The organism is Ruegeria sp. CH11 (genome assembly GCF_056537105.1).
Window position 1 is genome coordinate 246,967 of sequence record NZ_JBQFQX010000002.1, and the last position, 23,358, is coordinate 270,324.

Below are 23,358 nucleotides of genomic sequence, written 5' to 3' on the forward strand. Positions count from 1 at the left end.
CTAACGCGCCTCGGGCCGTTCCATCAACAGCATTTTCAGCATATCCGACATGACCTTGGCTTCGGCAGCAGCCGTCATGCCACCAATTCCGATCCGTCGGCCGATACGCCACCACATGCCAGGCTCCCACCGGTTTTGACCCGGCGTCCTGGCCAGAACCACGAACCCGTTGGACGGCTTGAAGGCAAAGGCACCGCTGTCAACGGTTTCGATATCCGCAATCTCGCAGATGATGCGCCCGGACCGGCTGCGCAGGTGCGACCGCGTCAACTCGATCCCATCCTGCGTGGCAATCCACATGCGATGCGCCAGCCAGAATGCCGTTGCCCCACCGGCCAACATGAACACCTGCCACCCCAGTTGCGGCGGCGTGGCAAGCGCTGCATAGCTTACCAATGCGCCGACTATGCACAGCGTCCCGACCCCGGCCCAGCGGCGGGATGGGGAAGCTTGGATTGTAGCCAAAACATCGTCCTGCATAAAATGCTCCTGATCGTCAGCTCCGGCTTACCCGTATTGCAAACAGAAGGACAGTGCCCCCTACCCTTCTGATCATTCTTGCACAGCGACAGTGTGTCTGCGCCAATTGATCGCTTTGCCGCAGGCCCTAAGTTGCGTGTCACACGAACAGGAGGATGCCATGTCTCTGAGACCAACCCTGGAAACCCGCAAGGCTGCTTTGACGCGCGAAGGTGCCGGTGTAAAACTGCACCGTGCGTTCGGGTTTCAGGATCCGTCTGAACTGGACCCGTTTCTGCTGTTCGATGATTTTCGCAATGACAATCCGCAGGATTATCTGGCCGGTTTTCCCTGGCATCCGCATCGCGGGATCGAAACCATCACCTATGTGCTGGCCGGCACGGTCGATCACAGCGACTCGCTTGGCAACAGCGGTTCATTAGGTGCGGGAGACGTGCAGTGGATGACTGCCGGGTCCGGCATTCTGCACCAGGAAATGCCGCAGGGAAACGCCGTCGGCCAAATGCACGGCTTTCAGCTGTGGGGCAATCTTCCAGCAGATCAAAAGATGACAGCGCCGCGATATCAGGATGTCAAAAGCGCCGATATCCCCGAGATCACCGATGACGACGGAACAAAGGTACGCGTCATCGTGGGCGAGTTCTGGGGCAAGACAGGTCCTGTCGACGGCATCGCGGCCGACCCGCAATACCTGGACATCCAAATTCCGGCGGGCGTCAGAAAAACCTTCAAGATCGACACCTACCGTCGCGCCTTTGCCTATGTCTTTGACGGACAGGCGGCCTTTGCGGACGCGTCACAACCTATCGGAGTTTTGCTGGAGAAGGAGGTTGCAGGGCAAGAGGTCAACATCCGCGACATGTCGGGCAATCGCACTTTAGTGCGCTTTGGCACGGGTGACGAGATCACCGTGCAGGCGGGGCCAGAAGGTGTGCGGTTTCTGCTGATCTCCGGTGCGCCGATTGACGAACCGGTGGCCTGGCACGGGCCGATTGTGATGAACACTCGCACCGAGCTGGAACAGGCTTTCCGTGACCTGCGAAATGGCACGTTTATTCGACCTGCACATTGATGCGTTATATCGGACTAAAGGGCTCAACCCGTGACCGACCGGTGGACCATGTCCCAATAGATGCCTTCGACCTCGTCCAAAGACAGGCGCCCCTCGGTCCGGTACCAGGTCATGACACCGTTCAACATGGCAATTACCGCCAGAGTGGCAATTTTGGTATCCGCTACCGAAAAGGCCCCTGACCTCAGACCGTTCTTCAGAATGCCTTCCAACCCGTTTTCGTATTGTCGTCGCAGCGCTTCGATCCGGGCAAAGTTCTCGGGCGTCAGGTTGCGCAGCTCCATATAGGCGATGAACACTTCGTCCGGGCGTTGCAGGTGAAAACGGATGTGAAAACCAACGAACTGTCTGAGCGCATCCGTCGGATCTTGGTGCGCGGATAAGTCATCGAAAGCGGCTAGCAGTTCGGTCATATGTTCGTGCATCAGACGGAACAGAAGGCTTTGTTTGTCGGGCGTGTAATTGTACAGCGCACCGGCCTGCACCCCGACTTCGGACGCGATTTGCCGCATGGAAACAGCAGCATAACCGTTTTGGGCAAAAAGGCTTAACGCCGCCTTGCGGATCCGGGGGCCGGTGATATCGGAATGTGAACCTTGAGTACGCGCCATAGTTCCACCGTATCTGAACAATCGTTCAGATAGAACCCCGCTTGAACCGGACCGGCAAAAGGTGCATCACAAGTCAACGCCGCAACCCAAAGGTCCGCAATGAAGCCATTGCCGCTGATACTCGTGCTGCTCGTCTGCGCCGCCTGCGCCGATATTCCCGAGCTTGAAGGCAGCGAGGGGCCTGCCCTGCGCAAAGCAGCCTATCCCAAGCTGATCCCGATCTCGGACACCCTCGGCCAGGCCGTCGACCCCGTCAGCGAGGCGGAAGAAGTCGAGGAAGAATTGACGGCGCGCAGTGAAGCATTGGCCGAAAAAGCGCAAGCGCTGCAAGCGGTCGATATCGACTAAGTCGTTCAGCGCACTGGCCTGTGGCATCGCGTTCAGACCCGCCAAGACGGATTGCACCCTTCCGCCGAACCCGCTAAGGCAACCCGCAAAGGGCGTATCGCCCGAACTGCAAATGCAAGCGGAAAGGACCCCAAAAGAATGACACAGGCGCTGAGGCTTGGAATTGCGGGTTTGGGCACCGTTGGCATTGGGGTCGTCAAGATCGTTCGCCGCCACGCGGATCTGCTGGCGGCTCGCACCGGGCGTCCCATCGAGATCGTTGCCGTATCGGCGCGCGACGCGCAAAAGGATCGCGGTGTCAGCCTTTCCGGCTATGCGTTCGAGACTGATCCCGTAGCGCTGGCGAAACGCGACGATATCGATGTGTTTGTCGAGCTGATGGGCGGCGAAGACGGGCCGGCAAAGGCGTCAGTCGAAGCGGCGCTGGCCAGCGGTAAAGACGTTGTCACCGCGAACAAAGCGCTATTGGCGATCCACGGTCAGGAACTGGCAGAACAGGCGGAATCAGCCGGGCGTGTCATCCGGTTCGAGGCCGCCGTGGCAGGCGGCATCCCCGTCATCAAATCGCTGACCGAGGGGCTGGCGGGCAACGAGATCACCCGGGTCATGGGCGTGATGAACGGCACCTGCAACTACATCCTGACCCGTATGCAATCTCAGGGACTGGGCTACAATGCGCTGTTCGAAGAATGCGCCCAATTGGGGTATCTCGAGGCTGACCCGAACCTGGATGTAGGCGGCATCGATGCGGCGCATAAACTGGCGCTGCTGTCCTCAATTGCCTTCGGCACCAAACCCAATTTCGACGGCATTCAGATCGAAGGGATACAGCGCATCAGCCTGGATGACATCCAGCAAGCTTCTGATATGGGCTATCGCATCAAGCTGCTCGGCGTGGCGCAACGCACCGCACGTGGTCTTGAACAACGGATGCAACCCTGTCTGGTACCCAGCGACTCGCCACTGGGTCAGCTTGAGGGTGGCACCAACATGGTGGTGATTGAAGGCGACGCCGTCGAACAGGTGGTGCTACGCGGTCCCGGTGCGGGCGAAGGGCCCACGGCAAGTGCCGTCATGGGTGATATCTGCGATCTGGCGCGCGGACTTCACATTCCAACATTCGGCCGACCAGTCGGCACACTGGAAGCGGCGCAGCCTGCCCAAACCGGATTGCCCGCGCCATACTATTTACGTCTGGCTTTGCATGACAAACCCGGCGCTCTGGCTAAGGTCGCCGCTATTCTGGGCGACGCAGGTGTGTCTATCGACAGGATGCGCCAATACGCGCATGCCGAAAGCACGGCCCCCGTTCTGATTGTGACACATAAGACCACGCGCTCGATGCTGGATCAGGCGCTGGATGGGCTGCGCGGTACAGATGTCGTCGCCGCAGAGGCCGTCGCGCTGAGAATCGAACAGGTCTGACCCCTTGCGGCCTGCGGCAATCGCGGGCTATTCCGGATCAACGCCCATGCTGACCAAAGGATAACCGAAGATGAACGCTGCCAAGACCGACTTCAATGATCGCCTACTGTCGCTGGGCCTTGCTCGGGTGGCCGAACAGGCCGCGCTCGCCTCGGCCTCGCTGGTTGGCCGTGGCGATGAAAAAGCAGCCGATCAGGCCGCCGTCAACGCCATGCGCGAACAGCTGAACCTGCTGGACATTGCCGGTGTGGTCGTCATTGGTGAGGGTGAGCGCGACGAAGCGCCGATGCTGTATATCGGCGAAGAGGTCGGCACAGGTAACGGCCCGGGCGTCGACATCGCACTGGACCCGCTTGAAGGCACAACCCTGACCGCCAAGGACATGCCCAACGCCTTGACCGTGATCGCGATGGGCCCTCGGGGTTCAATGCTGCACGCCCCGGATGTCTATATGGACAAACTGGCTATCGGCCCGGGCTTCGCCGAGGGTGTGGTCAACCTGGATATGTCTCCGCGCGAACGGGTCGAGGCTCTGGCCAAGGCAAAGGATTGCGAGCCCGCCGACATCACAGTGTGCATCCTCGAACGCCCTCGCCACGAGGCGATGATTGCCGAAGTGCGGGAAACTGGCGCGTCGATCCGCCTGATCACCGACGGCGACGTTGCTGGCGTCATGCATTGTGCAGAAAGTGAAGTTACCGGCATCGACATGTATATGGGTCAGGGTGGCGCGCCCGAGGGCGTTCTGGCCGCCGCCGCGCTGAAATGCATGGGCGGTCAGATCTTTGGTCGACTGCTGTTCCGCAACGATGACGAACGCGGCCGCGCTGGAAAGGCAGGTATTACCGATCTGGATCGCGTCTATAGCCGGGACGAGATGGTTACGGCAGACGTGATCTTTGCCGCGACCGGCGTCACAGGTGGATCGCTGCTACCGCGCATCAAGCGCGAGCCGGGCTGGGTCGAGACCACCACGCTGTTGATGCGGTCCAAGACCGGCTCGGTCCGGCGCATGTCCTATCGAACACCGATGTGGTCGCATGACAACGCCTAGCGGCTTGCGCCGCTGCCTCCGGCGGGAGTATTTTTGAAAAGATGAAGAGGCCGGGTCCGTGAGGGCGCGGCCTTGTTTCGCAAAGGGCGTGGGATGAGTTTTCTAGGGGTTGAGCAATCTTTGACAGGCCGGCGCTGGCTTGGGCCCGCCGCTGAAACGGAACGCGCAACAGAAATGTTGGCCCAGCAGACCGACCTGCCCCGCGCCGTGTGTCAGGTGCTGGCGCGGCGCGGCGTTCCGCCGATGGAGGCGCGCGGGTTTCTTGATCCCAAGTTGAAAGAGCTTTTGCCCGATCCACGCGCGATGAAAGATATGGAGGTCGCCGCGCGGCGATTTCTGAAAGCAGTGCGCGACCGGCAAAGGATCGCCGTCTTTGCGGACTATGACGTAGATGGCGGAAGCTCGGCAGCATTGCTGTTGGTGTGGTTGCGCCAGATGGGATTGCAGGCGACGTTATATGTGCCGGATCGGATCGACGAAGGGTATGGACCCAATGCTCCCGCAATGGCCGAACTGGCTGCGTTACATGACCTGATCATCTGTGTCGATTGCGGCACCCTGAGTCACGAGCCGATTGCCGCGGCCAAGGAAGCCGACGTTATCGTGCTGGATCACCACCTTGGCGGCGAGACCCTGCCGGATTGCGTTGCGGTCGTGAACCCAAATCGCCAGGACGAAAGCGGCGACCTTGGGTATCTCTGCGCGGCGGCGGTCGTTTTCCTGATGCTGGTCGAGGCCGGCAGGCAGTTGCGAGAGGACGGCACCAAAGGCCCGGACCTGATTGCCCTGTTGGATCTGGTCGCGCTGGCCACGGTGGCCGATGTTGCGCCGCTGATCAATGCCAATCGCGCCCTTGTGCGGCAGGGGCTGAAGGTCATGGCCCAGCGTCAAAGACCGGGGCTTGTAGCCCTGTCGGACGTCGCCCGTATGGACACAGCGCCCAACAGCTATCATCTTGGGTTTCTGCTTGGACCGCGCGTGAACGCGGGCGGGCGTATTGGCCAGGCCGATCTGGGTGCACGACTGCTGAGCACTGACTCGGTTTCCGAAGCAGAGGCCATCTCGCAAAAACTGGATAGTCTCAATACCGAACGGCGCGAGATTGAGAACGCCGTCCGCGCCGCAGCCATGGCGCAAGCCGAAGAACGCGGTCTGGATGCGCCATTGGTCTGGGCAGCGGGTGAGGGCTGGCATCCGGGCGTTGTCGGTATCGTCGCGTCGCGCCTGAAAGAGGCCGCAAACCGCCCCGCCATCGTCATCGGTTTCGACGGCGACGAAGGCAAAGGGTCAGGTCGGTCGGTCTCTGGCGTCGATCTGGGCGCATCCATTCAACGTCTGGCCACCGAAGGGCTGCTGGTCAAAGGTGGCGGTCACAAGATGGCTGCGGGTCTGACCGTTATGCGCGACCAATTGGAACCGGCGATGGAGCGGCTGAGCGCCCTGCTGGCCAAACAAGGCGCCGGGCAAGGCGGTCCCGCCGACCTGAAGCTGGACGGTGCCCTGATGCCCGGTGCGGCAACGGTCGAGTTGGTGGAACAGATCGAACAGGCCGGCCCATTCGGTGCCGGTGCCCCTGCCCCACGATACGCGCTGCCGGATTTGCAGGTGCGCTTTGCCAAACGTGTGGGAGAGTCGCATTTGAAATTGTCTCTGTCTGATGGAATGAGCGGCGGTCTGGATGCCATTGCCTTTGGCGCCTTTGACGGACCGATGGGGGAACGCCTGTCGAACCACGGCGGTGCGCGGTTTCATTTCGCAGGTCGGCTTGAGGTCAATTCCTGGGGCGGTCGTCAGACTGTACAGCTGAGGCTTGAAGACGCTGCGGAGGCCAATTGACGGCCGATTTGTCCGTAAATCGGGGACGTCAAAAAAGTTTCACAGCCTTGCGTTTTTCGGCTTGCGGGGGTGCAAGGTAAACCGTAAAAGGCCCTCCACAAGCCAGCGTGGCCCGTTCGTCTATCGGTTAGGACGCCAGGTTTTCAACCTGGAAAGAGGGGTTCGATTCCCCTACGGGCTACCACTTGTGCTTGTTTGGTCTGGATGGCCCGTTCGTCTATCGGTTAGGACGCCAGGTTTTCAACCTGGAAAGAGGGGTTCGATTCCCCTACGGGCTACCATTTCTTTCGTCCAACATGAATTGCTCTTTCGGTCGTTGTCGCAGGATCGACAAACTTTCATCCAGCGCGATGCAGGCGGAGACGCCCTCTATGGCACTGAAAGCACTTACATTCGTGCGTGGGTTGGAATCAACGCTTTAGTTCGAGCGGCTTGAAAAGCCTCGAAAGTTGCACATGCACCTCAGTTCACCCGCCCCAAAGAGTCGCGCATAACGATGCCGGTTTCCAGTCGCAATGACTGCCCCGGCGACGATGTTTCGATCATGCTGATCAACTCAACCGCAGCGGCGCGCCCCATATCCCGGTGCGGAACATGGATCGTTGTCAGGCCGGGCTGCACGATCCTTGCCAGTTCGATATCGTCAAACCCGGTGATGGATATGTCATCGGGCACGCAAAGGCCCATTTGACGCGCCTGGTGCATCGCGCCAACCGCCAGAACGTCGTTGCCGCATAAAACAGCCGTCGGCGGCTGGTCGCTTGACATCAACTGGCGAAACGCATCGGCTCCGTTTTCGATCTCATAGGTCGTTTCGATGACCGGCAGCGATTCAGGTCGCAGACCGTTCTGCGCCATGGCGTCCCGGATGCCCTGCGTCCGCAGCCGGGCTCGGTCGTTTCCCTGACTAAGTCCCGATATCGTTGCAAGGCGTGTGTGGCCCAGGCCGATCACCTGGTCGGCCAGCGCCATCATTGCGCGCCGGTTGTCGAACCCGATCGAAGGAATTTGTTCCCCGGCATCAAACGACCAGGCGACCAACGCAGGTACTTTCTGTCGCGCCAGATAGTCGCAAATGCTCGGATCCCGGTCATGGCCGATCAACAGCAGACCGTCGGCCCCTCGGGCGACCAGAGTGCGGATCTGCTCTTCCTCGACCTCTGGCTTGTAGGCAGAGCTGGACACCAGCAGAGTGTACCCGCGCTTATGGATCTCTTCCTGAAAGGCCTGCAATCCACGGGCGAAGATGGCGTTTTCCATTGTCGGTATGATCGCCCCGATGGTGAACGACCGCTTTGCAGCCATTACCCGTGCCGCGAAATTCGGGGTATATCCCAACGCGTCCACAGCAGCCATCACCCGGTCACGCGTCGCCTGAACCACGCGCTGCGGATCGTTCAGGCACCGCGATACGGTGGCTGTCGAAACACCTGCCCTCTTGGCGACATCGTCCAGGGTCGGAGCCGACCGGAGATTTGACATTCTCGATCCCGATATTTGCTTTTTCTGAATACTAACCGCTTCTGGGGCGCGACGAAAGCATCAATGTAAGCGCTTGCATTATCGATGTAAGCGCTTACAAAGGAGACAGGGCTGATTCTACAGGGAGTCCCGGAAATGTTCCTTGCCGCATCCACCATCGTGTTTGTCATCTACTTTGCGAACGTGGCGCTGGGGGCATTTGCAAACAGCGCATTTCTTGGCGACGTCGGAGAAATGCTGGTCCTGTTCGCGGCGTCGATCCTGTTCGTTGTCGCAATTCTGAAAAAGGAAGCCGATCGCGACGCGAAAAACGGCGGCTGAATTTTGCTTGGGAGGGCAATCTATGAACAACGACAAAAACGAACTGGCGTCTGCGGAACGGCGCAACTTTCTGAAGCTCAGCGCCAGTGGCGCCTTTACTGCGGCGCTGGTCGCCGGTGCCAGCGGTGTCCTGTGGTCGTCCGAGGCCGCAGCGCAGACCGCCAAAGAAGAGAGTGAGCGCGAAAAGGCCGCCGACCATATCATGACCGTCGCGACAGCATACGTACTGGGCGCGTCGCGCAGCTATCCGATCATGCAGCTTGATCTGAAGGAAAACATCCAGAACGCGACCAACGGCAAGGTCTATGTCAAACTGGCCCCGGGCGGCCAGTTGGGTGCAGGCGGTGCGCTGGTGCAGAAGGTTCAGGGCGGGACCATTCAGGCCGCGCAGCATTCGCTGTCGAACTTTGCGCCGTTTGCTTCGACCGTTGACCTGATCAACATGCCGTATCTGTGCGGTTCGAACCAGCGATTCACCAATCTGGTACACTCCGACACCTGGCAGAACGAAGTCCACCCCAAGGTCGAGGCCGCCGGGTTCAAGGCGCTGTTCTACGTGGTGATCGACCCCCGTGTCGTTGCTGTGCGTCAGGGCGGCAATCCGATCGTGACACCCGGCGATATGAGCGGTGTGAAGTTCCGCGTTCCGGGCTCGAAAATGCTTCAGCAATACTACCGTATGGTTGGCGCGAACCCGACGCCTGTTGCCTGGGGTGAGACCCCCTCGGCCATCAAGCAGGGCGTGGCAGATGCGCTGGATCCGTCGGTTGGCGCGCTTTACGTGTTTGGGTTCAAGGACATCCTCAGCAACGTGACCTTCACACAAGCGGTGCCGGACAGTCAGGTCTATTCCTGCAACCTCGAGTGGTTCAACTCGATGCCCGCCGACGTTCAGGAAGGCATCATGTGGGGCGCCGAGATGACCAGCCACCAGAACCTGTCCAAGGTTCCCTCGGCACGGGCTTACGCCATGGCCGAATTGAACAAGGCTGGCGTGCAGTTCCAGTCCCTCACCGCGGATCAATTGGCCGAATGGCAGGATGTCGGCGGCTATCAGCGTTCCGAATGGGATCCGTTCAAGACCGAGCTTGCCGGATCGATGGACAACTTTGAGAAACTGGTCGAAGCAGCTGGTACTCAAGGCAAATACTACGTCCACGACGCGTAAGGCCACCATGGTGGGCACCCGATCCGGGTGCCTTCTACATCCACTGACAGTCTAGTCCCAGAGACCCGCCCAAGAAGGTTCGGGACTGGCTGCTTTTTCGCCGAGGGAAGCGATGCCCATTCTAAAAAACATAGACCGCAACGCCGAACGCTGGCTGCTGCTGGTGTTCTACGTGATGCTGGTCATCACCATGGCCATCGAGGTTCTGCGGCGAGAGATCTTTGCTTACTCCTCGATTTGGGGCGAAGAGATCGTTCGCTATTCCTTTATTTATCTTGCCTGGATCGGGGCTGCGGCTGCTGTGAAAGAGCGTGCTCATATCCGCATCGACGTGATCATGCACTACATCGGACAGCGCCCGAAGGCATTGCTGTATATCTTCGGCGATCTGGTGATGTTCGCGGTTGCGATCATCGCGCTGTACTGGTCCTACGAGGCGGTACACGTTTCCGCCAAGTTCGGGTCGGTTACCGATGGCCTGCGGGTTTCCAAAGTCTGGTTCCTGATGGCGGTTCCCACCGGATTTGCGCTGATGATCTGGCGACTGATCCAATCCCTGATGCGCGACCTCAAATCGCTTCGTGACGGCACGCCCGTTTTCGAAGGCGACAAGCTGTTTGACTGAGGAGATCTGAGATGCTCTGGAATTCCCTCAATCAAACGGTCGAGCTTGGCTGGGATTTTTACCTGCCAGTTATCCTGTTTGTCGGCCTGATCGCGCTTGCGGTTCCCGTCTGGGCAGCGATTGGCACGGCGGCGATTGTCATGCTGGTCATGTCCGGCGATCTGCCCCTGAGCCTTGTGGGCGAAAGCCTGTTCACCGGCATCGACGCGTTTGCCCTGACCGCCGTTCCCCTGTTTATTCTGACGGGCGACGTCTTGGTCCGCACCGGACTGTCGCGGAAATTCCTCGACGTGGCCGAGGCGCTGACCTGTTTCGCAAAGGGCGGATTCGGATCCGCCACTGTTCTGGTCTGCGGCATGTTCGCGGCGATCTCGGGCTCGGACGCCGCAGGCGCGGCAGCCGTGGGACGCATGACCATCAACCGACTGGTCGAAAGCGGCTATCCCCGCCCCTATGCTTGCGCGCTGGTGGCCGCCGGTGCCTGTACCGGCATCCTGATCCCACCTTCGATCGCCTATATCATCATCGGTCTTGTGCTGGGTATTTCGGCCTCGACCCTGTTCCTTGCAGCACTGATCCCGGGTCTGGCCATTCTGGTGTCTATCCTGATCACCAACATCATCATGAACCGCATCTATTCCTATGAGGGCGGCGGCATGATGACCATGGGCGAATGGTTTTCCAATCTGGGAAAGGCGCTGAAATCCGGCTGGTACGCTTTCATCGTGCCCGGCATCATCTTCTACGGCATCTTTTCGGGCCGCCTGACCCCGACTGAGGCAGGTGCGACCGCTGTTGTTGTGACCATCATCATGGGTTTCATCATGCGCACGCTGTCGCTGGCCGACTTCCCGTCGATGCTGGTCAGTTCGGCCAAGGTGAACGGTGTGATCTTGCCGATCATCGCGTTTTCAGCCCCCTTGGCCGAAGCGTTGGCCATCATGGGCGTCCCACAGGGTTTCGTTACATCCGTCACCGCACTGACCGACGATCCCTATCTTCTGATCCTGCTGATGATCGGAATTCTGGTCGCTGCGGGCTGCGTCATGGAGACAACGCCGAACATCGTGATCCTTGCACCGATCCTAAAGCCGCTGGCGGACAATATCGGCATGAACGAGATCCAGTTCTGCATCATGATGATCACCGCATTGGGTGTCGGCTTTATCACCCCGCCGCTGGGTCTGAACCTGTTTGTCGTATCTGGCATTACCGGCGAGTCAATTCTGAAGATAGCCGCCCGTGCCGTACCTTTCGTATTGACCATGTTGATCGTGGTTCTTCTGATCGCCTATGTTCCGGCGGTTTCGACCACTCTGCTTCCTGCAATCTACCAATAGGATCTGCTGAAAATGCCTCGTGACTATCTGAAAAAGGCAACTTTGACCGCGCAATCTCATGCAACTGAGGTGCATGATACGGTCAAGACTATCCTTGCCGACATCGAAACCGGCGGCGACGCCAAGGCGCTGGAATACGCGGCCAAGTTCGACAAGTTCGAAGGCAACGTCCTGATGACCGCGGAAGAGATCGAAGCGGCCTGCGCCCTGGTGCCAGAGAAGCTGAAGGCTGATATCCGCTTTGCCCATGACAACGTGCGCCGCTTTGCCGAAACGCAAAAGGCGACCGTCTCGGATGTGCAAATGGAGATCGTACCCGGCTTTGTCGCCGGTCAAAAGGCGATCCCGGTGGATGCGGCGGGATGTTATGTACCCGGCGGGCGCTATAGCCACATTGCAAGTGCGATCATGACGGTCACCACAGCCAAAGTCGCTGGTTGCCGCCACATCACGGCCTGTTCCCCACCCCGCCCCGGCGAAGGTGTTGCGCCGGCGATTGTCTATGCAGCGCACATCTGCGGCGCGGACAGCATTCTGGCGATGGGGGGTGTGCAGGGCGTTGCTGCGATGACCTATGGCCTGTTCGGTCTGCCGCGCGCAAACATTCTTGTCGGCCCTGGCAACCAGTTCGTGGCCGAGGCGAAGCGGATCCTCTACGGCAAAGTTGGCATCGACATGATCGCCGGACCAACCGACAGCCTGATCCTTGCGGACGCGACCTCGGACGCGCATGTGGTGGCGACTGATTTGGTGAGCCAAGCCGAACATGGGTACAACTCGCCTGTCTGGCTGGTGACCGACGACCGCGCACTTGCTGAGAAGGTCATGGAACTGGTTCCCGCGCTGATCGAAGACCTGCCCGACCTGAACCGCGAGAACGCCTTTGCCGCGTGGCGCGACTATGCCGAGGTCATTGTCTGCTCGGATCGCGAGGAAATGGCCGCCTGTTCAGACGACTATGCGCCCGAGCACCTCACCGTTCAGGCCGAGGATCTGGATTGGTGGCTGAACCGCCTGACCTGCTATGGCTCGCTGTTTCTGGGGGAGGAAACCACTGTATCTTATGGAGACAAAGCCACCGGAACCAACCATGTGCTGCCCACATCGGGCGCGGCCAGCTATACTGGCGGTCTGAGTGTGCACAAATATATGAAGATCGTCACCTGGCAGCGCGCCACGCGCGAAGGGTCAAAATCCATTGCCGAAGCGACCGCCCGTATTTCCCGCCTTGAGGGAATGGAGGGTCACGCCCGTGCGGCAGACGTGCGTCTTGCCAAGTATTTCCCGAACGAACAGTTTGATCTGACCGCTGATGGATGACCCGCGCGCGCTCTTTGATCTGACGGGCAAGGTGGCGTGTATTACGGGTGCCAGTTCCGGGCTGGGTCGGCAGGTCGCCAAAGTCTTGGCGTCCGCCGGGGCCAAAGTGGTTGGTGTTGCACGCCGCGCGGATGCGCTGAACGCGATGTGCGCCGAGATCGGCGACTCCGCCACAGGCGTCGCCGCCGACGTAGCGGATCGCGACAGGATGCCGGATCTGGTTCAGGCGGTCTCGGACAGGTTCGGCGCGCCGGATATTCTTGTGCACGCGGCCGGGGTCAATACCCGCGAGCCTGCAGATGACGTCACCGATCAGGGCTGGGATGCGACACTGGCCCTGAACCTCAGCGCGCCATTCTTTCTGAGCAAGGCGATGGTTCCCGCGATGAAAGAGAAAGGCTGGGGGCGGATCGTCAACTTCGCCTCACTTCAGACCACAAGGGCGTTTCCCGGTGGGATTGCTTACGGTGCAACCAAGGGCGGCATCGGTCAGTTGACGCGCGCCATGGCCGAAGCGTGGACGCCTTTTGGCATCACCGCTAACGCCATTGGTCCGGGATTTTTTCCGACCGAACTGACCCAGGCGGTTTTCGACGACCCGGAACGCGCGGCCCGCAACGCCGCCCAAACCTGTATACAGCGCAATGGGCGGCTCGAGGATATCGACGGCCCGATCCTGTTTCTCTGCTCGACGGCATCCGACTACGTTACCGGGCAGGTACTGATGGTCGACGGGGGGTTCACGGCAAAATGAAGGCGCTTGTCTATCACGGGGTTGAACGGCTTGAGTTCGAAGACGTTCCGGACGCCACCCCAAATCTGGGTGAGCATCTCATCCGCGTTGATGCCGTCGGGATATGCGGGTCGGACATGCACGCCTATCTGGGCCACGACGCGCGCCGCCCTGCCCCGTTGATCCTTGGCCACGAGGCAGCAGGCGTCATCGTCGACGGCCCTAAGGAGGGGACGCGAGTCACTGTCAACCCGCTGGTATCGTGTGGCGTATGCGCTGCCTGCAAGTCGGGTCGTGAAAACCTCTGCGGCAAGCGGCAGATCATTTCGATGCCACCACGCGAAGGCGCATTTGCGCAGTTTGTCGCGATGCCCGAGAGAAATCTTGTCGAAGTTCCCGATCACGTTTCGTTGGCAAAAGCGGCGCTGGCGGAACCTCTGGCCGTATGCTGGCACGCCGTCCGGCTCGCGCTCGAAGCACTGCACCCGGCAACGGACAAGCGCGCACTGGTGATCGGCGGTGGGGCCATCGGTCTGGCCGCGGCGCTGGCCTTGCATGCCATGGGTGTTGAGGACGTGACGATCACGGAACCCAACGCCTTGCGCCGCGAATATTTGCGCAACCTAGTCAATCTGAATGCGCAGGACCAACCCGACGGAACCTACCCGATTGTGATCGATGCTGTCGGGTTTTCCGCCACGCGTACGGCAGCCTCGGCCTGTGCGGAACCGGGTGGCGTCATCGCGCATGTGGGGCTGGGCGAAGATACCGGCGGGCTGGACATACGCCGCATGACCTTGCAGGAGATCACGTTCATCGGGACCTACACCTATACGGCCGAGGATTTCAGGCAAACCGCCCAGGCGATCTTTGACGGGCGACTGGGCGCGCTGGATTGGGTCGAGGAACGGGCCTTGTCCGATGGTGCGCAAGCCTTTCGTGACATCCGCTCTGGCGCGGTTGCCGCACCAAAGATTATCCTGAACCCATGGGGATAGACCCGTAAGAATTGGAGGCATCCATGTACAAAAAAGTAATTGTCCCGATGGCGCTGGATCATGGCATTTCACAGCACACGTTAGAGGTCGCACGCGCCCTGTCAGAAAAAGGGGCAGAAATCATCGCGCTGCATGTCTATGAACTGCCGCAGGGCTCGGTCAGCACGTTTCTTGACAAATCCGTTGTCGAGGAAGCCTTTCAGCGCTCTCGCAGCAAATTGCTGGAAAAGACCGAAGGGCTGGACGGCGTGAGGCCTGAAATTGTCAAGGGCCACACCGCGCGTACGATCATTGACTACGCAAAGGATAACGATGTCGATTGCATCGTCATCGGATCGCACAAGCCGGGTATCAGCGACTATTTTCTCGGGTCGACCGCCTCGCGTGTCGTCCGCCATGCGCCTTGCGCCGTGCACGTGCACCGCGGGCTTTGAACCGTCAATCGCGCCACCGGCGCCCCATACAGGACTGACAGATCGGACATGAACATAGACAAGAAGATCACCGATGATCTGGTGGCGAACGATATCTCGTTTGTCACCACCGTGCCATGCAAACAATTGGCCGGTGTGATCGAGGAAATTGACCAGCGCGACGGCATCTATCACATCCCTTCGAACAAAGAAGATGAGGGTATGGGTTTGTGCGCAGGCGCCTGGATGGGCGGCAAACGCCCCGCCATCATCATGCAGAACACCGCCATCGGGGTGACAATCAACACGTTGGCAACGCTGATCCAGTATTACCGGATGCCGTTGCCAATGCTGATCTCGTACCGGGGCGAGCTGCGCGAGCCCATCGCCTGCCAGGTCGAAATGGCCGTGCATACCAAGGCCCTACTGGCGCAGCTGAATATCCCGACCTATCACTTCCACCACAGGGAAGATGTCGAGGAATTGGATGCGATCCTGAAATACACCTTCATGTGCAACAAACCGGTCGCCATCCTGACCGATGCCAACTTCTGGGGAGGCTACGGCGACCAATGATCCGTTCTGAGATTCTGAAAGAAATCGCTCCGATCCTGCGGGATCAACTGGTTGTCTGCAACATCGGCATCCCCAGCCAAGAGCTGCACGCCATCGACGACCAGCCCAACAACTTCTACATGCTGGGCACGATGGGGCTTGCGTCATCGATTGGCCTTGGGTTGGCGCTGTCGCAGCCCAAACCGGTTATCGTGATTGACGGCGATGGTTCGATCCTGACCAATCTGGGCACCCTGCCCACGATCGCCAATAATGTGGCCGACAATTATGTTCTATTGATCGTCGACAATGGCTCCTATGGCTCGACCGGAGATCAGCCCACCTATGCCGGCCAGAAGACCTCGCTTGCAAAAATGGCCGAGGCTGCCGGATGTGACCGCGTCATCGAATGTCAGGCCGAAGACACCTGCCGCGTGCTGCAAGAGGCGCTGGACGACGGGCAGATGACGATCATCGTCAGCAAGTGCGAAAGCGGCAATGCCAAGATGCCTCCGATCACGATGGACCCCGTGGTAATCCGCGATCGCTTTATGAAAGCTGTTCAGGCGTAATGCCGCAAAGCGCCATCCACTGCGCCGAAGACGCCCGCCGCCTTGCGCGGCGGCGTTTGCCGTGGATGGTGTTCGACTATATCGATGGCGCGGCAGGCGCCGAGGTTGGGGCCACCCGGAACCGCGCGGCTATGGATGCGATGACGCTGCGCCCACGCATCCTGCGCGACGTCAGTAAGCGGTCTTTGGAGAGTTCGGTCTTGGGCACTCCGGCAAATGTCCCTTTTGGCATCGCGCCGATGGGTATGTGCAATTTGTCCGCCCCGGGGGCCGACCTGATGCTGGCCCGTCTGGCCGCGTGTCAGTCGGTTCCGCTGGGTGTTTCGACGGTGGCTTCGACCCCAATGGAAGAGCTGTTGGAAGCCGCCGAGGGTAACGCGTGGTTCCAGCTATATTTCAGCGGCGATGGGACCGGCACCTTCAAGCTGGTCGACCGGGCCAAAGCCGCAGGATATGACACGCTGGTGCTGACTGTCGATGTCCCCGAAGTGGGACGCCGTCCGCGCGAATTGCGGCACGGGTTTCGCATGCCCTTTCGAATGGGTCCGCGGCAGGTTCTGGATTTCGCCCTACATCCGCGCTGGTCGCTGTCAACGCTGTTTCGGGGCAAGCCGCAAATGGCTAACTTTCTGATGGAGGGCTACGAGTTTGACCGCACGGAAAGCCGCGCCAAGGCGGATTGGGAAACCTTTGCCCGTCTCAGGGATCGCTGGCCCGGAAACCTTGTCGTCAAAGGCGTACTGGACGTCGAAGACGCTATTGCCCTGAAATCCGCAGGTGCGGACGCCATTCAGGTGTCGTCACACGGCGCGCGGCAGCTGGAAAGCGCGCCCGAGCCTTTTCTGATGCTGCCAAAGATTCGCGCAGCCTTGGGCGATGATTTCCCCCTGTTCTACGACAGCGGGCTGCGATCAGGCGAAGACGTGATCAAGGCACTGACCAGTGGCGCTGATTTCGTTTTCTTCGGGCGTATCATGCAATTCGCCATCGCGGCCGAGGGCGAGTCCGGGCTCAATCAGCTCTGGTCGGTGCTGCGCGACGAGGTCGACATTGCGATGGCGCAGTTGGGTGTCACTGAGATCAACCAATTGAGAGACATGGGCGTCTGACCTGCCAGGACTGCAGGCCGGGGGACTCGACTTTGGCCTGAGCGCAAGCAAAACTGAAGACGCTGTGGTTTTTGTCAGATGGGGGGATGCGATGCCCAATGCTGTTCCTTTTGGGGTCCGCGTCGGATCGGCCTTGCTTGCGCTCGTTCTAACGACCATTCTCGGCTTTACCAACCAAGCACGGGCACAAGCGACCAACGCCAGCACGACCATATCGGAACCGGAATGGAGCACGGTAAAGTCGATTCTGGATCACCGCTGCGTCGTCTGTCACAGTTGCTATGACGCGCCCTGTCAACTGAAGCTGACCTCGCCCGAGGGTCTGCTGCGCGGGGCCAGCAAGCAGGCGGTCTATCACACGCAGCGCTTGTCTGACGCGCAACCCACACGCCTTGGCATCGATGCGCAAACGTTCCCCGAGTGGCGGGGGCTGGGGTTTCATCCGGCACTTGGCTCTGACGGGTCCAAATCGCTGCTGGAAAGCTATCTGAACCTTGGTCGCACCGCGCCCCTGCCAGCCGACGCGCCATTGCCCGAAACGCTGAGGCTGGCCCTGGATCGGCCGCTTGTTTGCCCGACAACGTCCGAGTTCGACGCGTTTCGCGACAATCATCCGCTTGCAGGTATGCCCTATGGCACCGCACCGCTTACAGAGTCGGAGTATCAAAAGCTGATGTCTTGGGCAGGCAACGGGGCACCTCTGCCATCGGTGCTGCCCGAAATCCCAACGCAGATCCAAGATCAGATTGCAATTTGGGAAGATTTCCTGAACGCCCCCGACCTGCGCACGCAATTGTTGAGCCGCTACTTATATGAACATCTGTTTCTGGCCCGGCTGCATTTCGACAATGACGACCCCAGACGGTTCTTTCAACTCGTGCGATCCTCGACCGCTCCGGGGCACGAGATCAACATCATAGCATCGCGGCGTCCATTTGATGCGCCAGGTGTGGATCGGTTCTATTATCGTTTGCAACTGGTAGACGAAACAATCGTGCACAAAGAGCACCTCGTCTACGCCATCGGCCCCGACCGTTTGGCCCGTTTTCAGAGTTTGTTTCTGGACGATGCTTGGTCGGTTTCAACCCTGCCCGATTATGGGACGTCCGAGGGTGGCGATCCGTTCAGCACGTTCTCTGCCATACCCGCGCGCAGCCGATATCAGTTTCTGCTGGATGATGCGCTATTCTTTGTGCGCAGCTTCATCCGTGGTCCCGTCTGCCACGGAGAAACCGCCGTTGATGTAATCGAAGACAGGTTCTGGGTCAGCTTCCTTGATCCCGACGCCGACCTGTCTGTCACCGATCCCAGTTTCCTTGCCGATGGGGCAGCCTTTTTGGAGTTGCCTGTTTCAAAGGTCAACGACGGGGCTCTGGGTGATCTGCAGGCGTTTTCGCACAAGGCCCAAATCGAATATCTGCAATTCCGGGACGCGCGGTATCGGGACAGCCCGCTGTTTGAATCCGGCTTTGACTATAGCGCGATCTGGGACGGCGACGGTACCAATCCCGATGCACGGATCACGGTGTTCCGCCATTTCGACAACGCGTCGGCGATGAACGGGTTTCATGGCGGTATACCCGAGACCGCATGGGTTATCGATTTCCCAATTTTCGAACGCATCTACTATGATCTTGTGGCGGGCTACGATGTCTTTGGCCGGGTCGAACATCAGCTTTCAACGCGGTTGTACATGGACGAGCTGCGGATGGAGAGTGAGGACCTGTTCCTGACATTCATGCCCCGCAAGATCCGGCGGGATATGCACGCAACCTGGTATCAAGGCACGTTGGCTGAGATTCACACCTATTGGCATCGCCGGCAGGTGGACCACGATTTCCCGTCAGGCATTGACTATGAAACCAGTGATCCCAAACGTGAATTCTTGCTGAATTTAATTAGCAGCTACAATGGATTATGGCCCGAAATTGATGCAATCAACAGATGTGCGAACGATGATTGCCAGACCGACGAGCTCGCCCCTCTGCGCGCGCTTGCGAATAAGGCCGGCCCTTGGGTCAAGTTCCTACCCGATCTTTCTGTTCTGGTGGTTCAGACAAGCGATGGTGGGTCCGAGGTCTATTCGATGGCCCACGACAAGGCACATTTCAACGTTGCCTTCCTGTTTGACGAAGCCGCACGCCGTGACCCCCAAGCGGATGTCTTGACGATCCTGCCGGGTCTTTTCGCCAGCTACCCCAACTTCTATTTTCGGGTCCCACAGGACCAACTGAACGCGTTTGCTGACGCGGTGCAGGCCATCAGATCCCAGGGCGACTGGCTGGACGTCGTTGCGGCCTATGGCGTGCGGCGAACCAGCCCAGCTTTCTGGCCGACAAGCGACGTCCTGAACGCCAGTTTCCTGAAACAGGACCCGGTTCAGGCAGGCATTCTGGACCTCAACCGCTACAAAGACCCCAAACCGGGGGATGACATCAACTGACATTCTTGTAACCCAGGTTACATACAATTGAATGCAAACTCTTGGCCGCGCGCCTTGCCGAAACGCGGGTGCCGCAATAAATTATACATTAGGTTTGCAGGTTAAACGGTATGGTGTCATTTGCAGAAATGCGCCCGGCCTATAGCCGGGCTGAACGTGTCAGCGACGGGGTTGTGCACATTCTGGGCATAAGCTTGGCCGTCGTCGCGGTTCCTGCACTTATCATCATGACAGCCTATCACCGGACCGAACCCGAGGCCCTTCTTGGGGCTTCGGTCTATGGGATCACACTGATCCTGATGCTTGTTCTGTCAGCCCTGTACAATATGATCGAAAGCGACCGTTGGGCCGGGCTATTACGCCGACTGGATCACTCGGGCATTTATGTCAAAATAGCTGGCACTTACACGCCGTTCCTGCTGTTGTCCGCTGGGCAGACACCGGGCTTGCTTTTGGGTCTGTGGTCCTCGGCCACGCTGGGGTCATTTCTGAAAATGGTGGACCCGAACCGGTTTCGTTGGTTCGGACTGGGCCTTTACGTCATGATGGGTTGGGCGGTAATCTGGGCCGGACAACCGATGCTGTCCGAGCTTTCGACGACGGTTGTCGTCCTGATGATCGCCGGGGGGCTTGTCTATACAATCGGTATTACCTTTTACCTGCTTGATTGGATGCCGTTCCACAACACGATCTGGCACGTCTTTGTCCTGACCGGAAGCGTTCTGTTCTTCATCGCCGTTGCGGTGCGTATTTCTATCGGCCCGGAGATACATATCTGACGGAAGCAGCGAGGCTAGTCGTCGCGGACAGTCATCCAAATGCGTCTAAATGCAGGAAATTGAACGCTTAGATTCCGCTGACCTTTCGGCGCTTCGTATCGGCACCTACTGCGCCTAACGGCCCATGAGCGTCAAGTTAGACTTTTTCGCAAATTTGTGAAACACTTACCACGTTATTTTTTAAGTGGAGAGTTGGCGAATGGTCTCGTCGCGCCTGATTGTTCTGGCATTCATTGTAACGTCTATTGGTGCGGTGGCCCCTGTCGCTTTGGCGCAAAACACCGCAGACTCTACGGCTGCGTCAGCCGAGTCACCGCAGACGGCGGCCTCACTTCGGAAAATCCTGGCTTTGTTACAGGAAGAAATCGACCGGGCGCGGACGACCAAAGACGGTTTGGTCGCAGATATCACGCAAGCTGAAAGCGATCTGTCCGATCTGCGCGCACAAATTACAGCAGTTGATTCCGAACGGCTGGAAAACGCATCCCGGATCGCTGAACTGGAAGAGGCGCGCAGCCAATTGGCCTCGGAAACGCAGGCCAACGAAGACGCGATGGAAAGGCGCCGGACCGAGCTTGTGGAACTGGAGACCAGCGCCCAGGAAGCCAGCGTGAAACTGGCCGACCTGAACGTTCAGATCGAGACGGCAGCGGCTGAGGTAGGCAATCTTGAGCAGTTGAAACTGGAAATGCGCGATCTTGAAAACAAGATGGATGCCGATCGACTGCTGGCAGACCAGCTCAAGTCCGAGGTCGAGGCATTGACGCGCAGTCAGGTCGAAGCAAGCACGCAGTTGGACAGCCTGAACGAAACGCTGACCGGTACGCAGGCGAGTCTGAGCGCAGCGACCTCCGATCTGGGTGCCAAACAGAACGAACTTGATCAACTCACATCTTCGGTTAGCAGCAAACAGACCGAACTGGATCAAACCCAATCTGATCTTACCAAGCGACAAGAAGAGCTTGTCGGTGTCACCGAAGATCTGAAAAGGCTGCAACGGGTCGTAAATATGCGGCGGCAGGAAGAAACCCAACTGCGGCAGGAACTGGAAACACTGGGCGCTGAAAAGACCAAACTGTCCGAAGATACCAATGGGTCTGCGGATCAGATTTCTGCGGCAGAGCAGACGCTTCAGTCGCTATTGGATCAACAAAAAGCAGCCCAAGCCGATCTGACCGGAATGCAGCAGGATTTGGCCGCAACTCGGTCTGATCTGGAAAAGGTTCAGGCCGAATTGGATGAGACCCGCGAAGCAGCCTCGGTTGAAATCGCGTCCCTGTCGGCCACACGCTCGAGTGCGGAATCCGCAGCCCGCGCAGCGCAGGAGAAACAGCAAGAAGCCGAGTCTGCCCTGTCCGAAGTGCAGGCTGGATTGGCCTCGGCACAAGAGCAGCAGGAAATCTCGGATCAATTACTGGCCGATAGAAACAGCATTGAAGGTGAAATTGAAGTTGCACGCGCGCGGCTGACGGAATTGCAAGCTGAAATCGCTGACGACGAAACGCAGCGCGCGCTGGCTGCGTCAGAGATGCAGGACCTGATTTCGCAATCAGAGGCGGCGCGCGAGGAAATCGCGCAGAGCGATGAACGTTTGGCCGAGGTAGTTTATGAATTGCAAGTTGGCGATCAAGTGCGACTGGACTTGGTGGCCGCATTGGACACTCTGCAGCAGGATCGCGATCAACTGACCGGTGACATTGCGGCGTTGCGTGAAGAACTGACGCAGACGCAAAACGCGGCAAAACAGGCCAGGACCGAAGACGAACAGGCGAGGTCTGCGATCAGTCAGGAATTGGCCGACCTTCGCGACGAACGCGACCAGGCAGCGGCATCCTTGCAAGAAATATCCGCCGACACTGCGACGGCGCAGGAAGAATTGAACACGGTTGCCGGTGATCTGGAAGCACGCCGCGCAGAACTTGCCCAGATGACCGAGAAACTCCAAGCAGCCGAGGATCAGGCAGCACAAGCAACGGCGGCCGGGCAAGCTCTGCAAGACATCACGGCACAGATCGCGGATGCGGAAAACAATCTGCAGACGATGCAGGATGACGTCGGCAACGCCCGGCAGGAGCTTGATAGCGCAAAGGCCGACGCTGCCGAGGCCGCATCGCTGCGCGACGCTGCGTTGTCGCGTTTGGCAGAATTGGAATCCGCCAAGACCGAGGCGATACAAGAGGCCGAGTTGGCCAAGCAAAGGCAATTGGACAGTCAGGCGGCGCTATCGGAAACGGTAACCAGCACTGAAACTGCAAAGCAGGAACTGGCTGCTTTGCGCCTGCAAACGGCAACGTATCGTGAGGAACTGGCTGGTCTGGCCGCCAATCTGGCAGAATTGGAACGCCGAACGCTTGATGCTGAATCGCGGCTTGCGGCTGTGACGAACGCCGCGCCCGAGGCCACCGTGACACCCGACCCGCAAACCGAAACGGCCGCTCCGGTTGCAGCTGCGACACCTGTCGCCACAGGCCCAAGCAGACCGATTGAAACGGTTCGCATCATTCTGAGCGGTGCGCCCGGGCTAACCGAACTGCCGCTGGAGGTCGTCGAGGCGCTGGCCACCGAACTGGCCAGTGGCACATGCGCTGTTGACGCGCTGCAATCGGCCACCGGCGAGATCAACCGCCATACGCTGCTGCATTTGGTACGGTCCGGAGAATTCTGTTAAATTTTG

The 23,358-nt window shown here is 59.1% G+C and carries 22 protein-coding genes and 2 tRNA genes; 21 read left to right on the forward strand and 3 right to left on the reverse strand.

What is annotated here, in order from left to right:
• Nucleotides 1–480, reverse strand: a complete 480-nt coding sequence (locus tag ACR0LX_RS05125) for a hypothetical protein (protein ID WP_480782788.1) — start codon at nucleotides 478–480, stop codon at nucleotides 1–3.
• 160 nt (nucleotides 481–640) lie between these two features.
• Between ACR0LX_RS05125 and ACR0LX_RS05130 the strand changes: the two genes are divergently transcribed.
• Nucleotides 641–1,552, forward strand: a complete 912-nt coding sequence (locus ACR0LX_RS05130; RefSeq protein ID WP_480782789.1) for a pirin family protein — start codon at nucleotides 641–643, stop codon at nucleotides 1,550–1,552.
• 23 nt (nucleotides 1,553–1,575) lie between these two features.
• Here the strand turns inward: ACR0LX_RS05130 and ACR0LX_RS05135 are convergent, their stop codons facing one another.
• Nucleotides 1,576–2,163 (reverse strand): TetR/AcrR family transcriptional regulator, encoded by a 588-nt coding sequence (locus ACR0LX_RS05135; protein ID WP_480782790.1) that lies wholly within the window; start codon nucleotides 2,161–2,163, stop codon nucleotides 1,576–1,578.
• Between the two features lie 99 nt (nucleotides 2,164–2,262).
• On the opposite strand from ACR0LX_RS05135, the gene ACR0LX_RS05140 reads away from it, so the two are divergent.
• The 6 genes from ACR0LX_RS05140 (at nucleotide 2,263) to ACR0LX_RS05165 (ending at nucleotide 7,107) form a co-directional block, all read left to right on the forward strand.
• Nucleotides 2,263–2,511 carry a hypothetical protein gene (locus ACR0LX_RS05140; RefSeq protein ID WP_480570943.1) on the forward strand — a complete coding sequence of 83 codons (249 nt, stop codon included), beginning with the start codon at nucleotides 2,263–2,265 and terminating at the stop codon, nucleotides 2,509–2,511.
• Nucleotides 2,512–2,649: 138 nt separating this feature from the next.
• Entirely contained in the window at nucleotides 2,650–3,936 is a 1,287-nt protein-coding gene (locus ACR0LX_RS05145; RefSeq protein ID WP_480782791.1) for a homoserine dehydrogenase, read from the forward strand.
• A gap of 70 nt (nucleotides 3,937–4,006) precedes the next feature.
• The gene (glpX, locus tag ACR0LX_RS05150) at nucleotides 4,007–4,990 is read left to right on the forward strand and encodes a class II fructose-bisphosphatase (RefSeq protein WP_480570949.1); all 984 of its coding nucleotides are present in this window, start codon (nucleotides 4,007–4,009) and stop codon (nucleotides 4,988–4,990) included.
• A gap of 93 nt (nucleotides 4,991–5,083) precedes the next feature.
• Nucleotides 5,084–6,826, forward strand: a complete 1,743-nt coding sequence (gene recJ, locus ACR0LX_RS05155; RefSeq protein ID WP_480782792.1) for a single-stranded-DNA-specific exonuclease RecJ — start codon at nucleotides 5,084–5,086, stop codon at nucleotides 6,824–6,826.
• 109 nt (nucleotides 6,827–6,935) lie between these two features.
• A tRNA-Glu gene (locus tag ACR0LX_RS05160) sits at nucleotides 6,936–7,010 on the forward strand.
• Between the two features lie 22 nt (nucleotides 7,011–7,032).
• Nucleotides 7,033–7,107 (forward strand) — tRNA-Glu (locus ACR0LX_RS05165).
• A gap of 181 nt (nucleotides 7,108–7,288) precedes the next feature.
• Here the strand turns inward: ACR0LX_RS05165 and ACR0LX_RS05170 are convergent.
• Complete coding sequence (locus tag ACR0LX_RS05170) at nucleotides 7,289–8,308, reverse strand: LacI family DNA-binding transcriptional regulator (RefSeq protein WP_480782793.1); 1,020 nt, start codon at nucleotides 8,306–8,308, stop codon at nucleotides 7,289–7,291.
• A gap of 135 nt (nucleotides 8,309–8,443) precedes the next feature.
• On the opposite strand from ACR0LX_RS05170, the gene ACR0LX_RS05175 reads away from it, so the two are divergent.
• The 14 genes from ACR0LX_RS05175 to ACR0LX_RS05240 all read left to right on the forward strand — a co-directional run bounded on the left by ACR0LX_RS05175 (nucleotide 8,444) and on the right by ACR0LX_RS05240 (nucleotide 23,352).
• Nucleotides 8,444–8,629, forward strand: a complete 186-nt coding sequence (locus tag ACR0LX_RS05175; protein WP_480570957.1) for a hypothetical protein — start codon at nucleotides 8,444–8,446, stop codon at nucleotides 8,627–8,629.
• A 22-nt stretch (nucleotides 8,630–8,651) separates the two neighbouring features.
• Complete coding sequence (locus ACR0LX_RS05180; protein WP_480782794.1) at nucleotides 8,652–9,797, forward strand: TRAP transporter substrate-binding protein; 1,146 nt, start codon at nucleotides 8,652–8,654, stop codon at nucleotides 9,795–9,797.
• Nucleotides 9,798–9,909: 112 nt separating this feature from the next.
• On the forward strand, nucleotides 9,910–10,422 hold the full coding sequence (locus tag ACR0LX_RS05185; RefSeq protein WP_480570962.1) for a TRAP transporter small permease: 513 nt from the start codon (nucleotides 9,910–9,912) through the stop codon (nucleotides 10,420–10,422).
• 11 nt (nucleotides 10,423–10,433) lie between these two features.
• Nucleotides 10,434–11,762 carry a TRAP transporter large permease gene (locus ACR0LX_RS05190; protein ID WP_480782795.1) on the forward strand — a complete coding sequence of 443 codons (1,329 nt, stop codon included), beginning with the start codon at nucleotides 10,434–10,436 and terminating at the stop codon, nucleotides 11,760–11,762.
• A gap of 12 nt (nucleotides 11,763–11,774) precedes the next feature.
• Complete coding sequence (gene hisD, locus ACR0LX_RS05195; RefSeq protein ID WP_480782796.1) at nucleotides 11,775–13,082, forward strand: histidinol dehydrogenase; 1,308 nt, start codon at nucleotides 11,775–11,777, stop codon at nucleotides 13,080–13,082.
• Nucleotides 13,075–13,836, forward strand: coding sequence for an SDR family NAD(P)-dependent oxidoreductase (locus ACR0LX_RS05200; RefSeq protein ID WP_480782797.1), 762 nt, complete (start codon nucleotides 13,075–13,077; stop codon nucleotides 13,834–13,836). Before hisD ends, ACR0LX_RS05200 begins: the two co-directional genes overlap by 8 nt.
• Nucleotides 13,833–14,813, forward strand: coding sequence for a zinc-dependent alcohol dehydrogenase (locus ACR0LX_RS05205; protein ID WP_480782798.1), 981 nt, complete (start codon nucleotides 13,833–13,835; stop codon nucleotides 14,811–14,813). The genes ACR0LX_RS05200 and ACR0LX_RS05205 overlap by 4 nt, the downstream gene beginning before the upstream one ends.
• 23 nt (nucleotides 14,814–14,836) lie before the next feature.
• A complete protein-coding gene (locus tag ACR0LX_RS05210) occupies nucleotides 14,837–15,247 on the forward strand; it encodes a universal stress protein (RefSeq protein WP_480782799.1) in 411 nt (136 codons plus the stop codon).
• Nucleotides 15,248–15,295: 48 nt separating this feature from the next.
• Complete coding sequence (gene comD, locus ACR0LX_RS05215; protein WP_480570979.1) at nucleotides 15,296–15,802, forward strand: sulfopyruvate decarboxylase subunit alpha; 507 nt, start codon at nucleotides 15,296–15,298, stop codon at nucleotides 15,800–15,802.
• Nucleotides 15,799–16,353 (forward strand): sulfopyruvate decarboxylase subunit beta, encoded by a 555-nt coding sequence (gene comE, locus ACR0LX_RS05220; RefSeq protein WP_480782800.1) that lies wholly within the window; start codon nucleotides 15,799–15,801, stop codon nucleotides 16,351–16,353. The genes comD and comE overlap by 4 nt, the downstream gene beginning before the upstream one ends.
• A complete protein-coding gene (locus tag ACR0LX_RS05225) occupies nucleotides 16,353–17,462 on the forward strand; it encodes an alpha-hydroxy acid oxidase (RefSeq protein ID WP_480782801.1) in 1,110 nt (369 codons plus the stop codon). Before comE ends, ACR0LX_RS05225 begins: the two co-directional genes overlap by 1 nt.
• A gap of 91 nt (nucleotides 17,463–17,553) precedes the next feature.
• Nucleotides 17,554–19,905 carry a fatty acid cis/trans isomerase gene (locus ACR0LX_RS05230; protein ID WP_480782802.1) on the forward strand — a complete coding sequence of 784 codons (2,352 nt, stop codon included), beginning with the start codon at nucleotides 17,554–17,556 and terminating at the stop codon, nucleotides 19,903–19,905.
• A 110-nt stretch (nucleotides 19,906–20,015) separates the two neighbouring features.
• Entirely contained in the window at nucleotides 20,016–20,684 is a 669-nt protein-coding gene (trhA, locus tag ACR0LX_RS05235; protein ID WP_480782803.1) for a PAQR family membrane homeostasis protein TrhA, read from the forward strand.
• Nucleotides 20,685–20,883: 199 nt separating this feature from the next.
• Nucleotides 20,884–23,352 carry a hypothetical protein gene (locus ACR0LX_RS05240; protein ID WP_480782804.1) on the forward strand — a complete coding sequence of 823 codons (2,469 nt, stop codon included), beginning with the start codon at nucleotides 20,884–20,886 and terminating at the stop codon, nucleotides 23,350–23,352.
• The last annotated feature ends 6 nt before the right edge of the window (nucleotides 23,353–23,358 follow it).

Excerpts from the sequence above, each read along its gene's own strand:
- ACR0LX_RS05180 (WP_480782794.1), top strand. The coding sequence starts at position 8,652 with ATGAACAACGACAAAAACGAACTGGCGTCTGCGGAACGGCGCAACTTT.
- ACR0LX_RS05225 (WP_480782801.1), top strand. The coding sequence starts at position 16,353 with ATGCCGCAAAGCGCCATCCACTGCGCCGAAGACGCCCGCCGCCTTGCG.
- ACR0LX_RS05170 (WP_480782793.1), bottom strand. The coding sequence starts at position 8,308 with ATGTCAAATCTCCGGTCGGCTCCGACCCTGGACGATGTCGCCAAGAGG.
- glpX (WP_480570949.1), top strand. The coding sequence starts at position 4,007 with ATGAACGCTGCCAAGACCGACTTCAATGATCGCCTACTGTCGCTGGGC.
- ACR0LX_RS05190 (WP_480782795.1), top strand. The coding sequence starts at position 10,434 with ATGCTCTGGAATTCCCTCAATCAAACGGTCGAGCTTGGCTGGGATTTT.
- ACR0LX_RS05130 (WP_480782789.1), top strand. The coding sequence starts at position 641 with ATGTCTCTGAGACCAACCCTGGAAACCCGCAAGGCTGCTTTGACGCGC.
- ACR0LX_RS05200 (WP_480782797.1), top strand. The coding sequence starts at position 13,075 with ATGGATGACCCGCGCGCGCTCTTTGATCTGACGGGCAAGGTGGCGTGT.
- ACR0LX_RS05175 (WP_480570957.1), top strand. The coding sequence starts at position 8,444 with ATGTTCCTTGCCGCATCCACCATCGTGTTTGTCATCTACTTTGCGAAC.
- ACR0LX_RS05185 (WP_480570962.1), top strand. The coding sequence starts at position 9,910 with ATGCCCATTCTAAAAAACATAGACCGCAACGCCGAACGCTGGCTGCTG.
- trhA (WP_480782803.1), top strand. The coding sequence starts at position 20,016 with ATGGTGTCATTTGCAGAAATGCGCCCGGCCTATAGCCGGGCTGAACGT.
- ACR0LX_RS05135 (WP_480782790.1), bottom strand. The coding sequence starts at position 2,163 with ATGGCGCGTACTCAAGGTTCACATTCCGATATCACCGGCCCCCGGATC.
- comD (WP_480570979.1), top strand. The coding sequence starts at position 15,296 with ATGAACATAGACAAGAAGATCACCGATGATCTGGTGGCGAACGATATC.
- ACR0LX_RS05145 (WP_480782791.1), top strand. The coding sequence starts at position 2,650 with ATGACACAGGCGCTGAGGCTTGGAATTGCGGGTTTGGGCACCGTTGGC.
- ACR0LX_RS05205 (WP_480782798.1), top strand. The coding sequence starts at position 13,833 with ATGAAGGCGCTTGTCTATCACGGGGTTGAACGGCTTGAGTTCGAAGAC.
- ACR0LX_RS05230 (WP_480782802.1), top strand. The coding sequence starts at position 17,554 with ATGCCCAATGCTGTTCCTTTTGGGGTCCGCGTCGGATCGGCCTTGCTT.
- recJ (WP_480782792.1), top strand. The coding sequence starts at position 5,084 with ATGAGTTTTCTAGGGGTTGAGCAATCTTTGACAGGCCGGCGCTGGCTT.
- ACR0LX_RS05210 (WP_480782799.1), top strand. The coding sequence starts at position 14,837 with ATGTACAAAAAAGTAATTGTCCCGATGGCGCTGGATCATGGCATTTCA.
- ACR0LX_RS05240 (WP_480782804.1), top strand. The coding sequence starts at position 20,884 with ATGGTCTCGTCGCGCCTGATTGTTCTGGCATTCATTGTAACGTCTATT.
- comE (WP_480782800.1), top strand. The coding sequence starts at position 15,799 with ATGATCCGTTCTGAGATTCTGAAAGAAATCGCTCCGATCCTGCGGGAT.
- hisD (WP_480782796.1), top strand. The coding sequence starts at position 11,775 with ATGCCTCGTGACTATCTGAAAAAGGCAACTTTGACCGCGCAATCTCAT.
- ACR0LX_RS05125 (WP_480782788.1), bottom strand. The coding sequence starts at position 480 with ATGCAGGACGATGTTTTGGCTACAATCCAAGCTTCCCCATCCCGCCGC.
- ACR0LX_RS05140 (WP_480570943.1), top strand. The coding sequence starts at position 2,263 with ATGAAGCCATTGCCGCTGATACTCGTGCTGCTCGTCTGCGCCGCCTGC.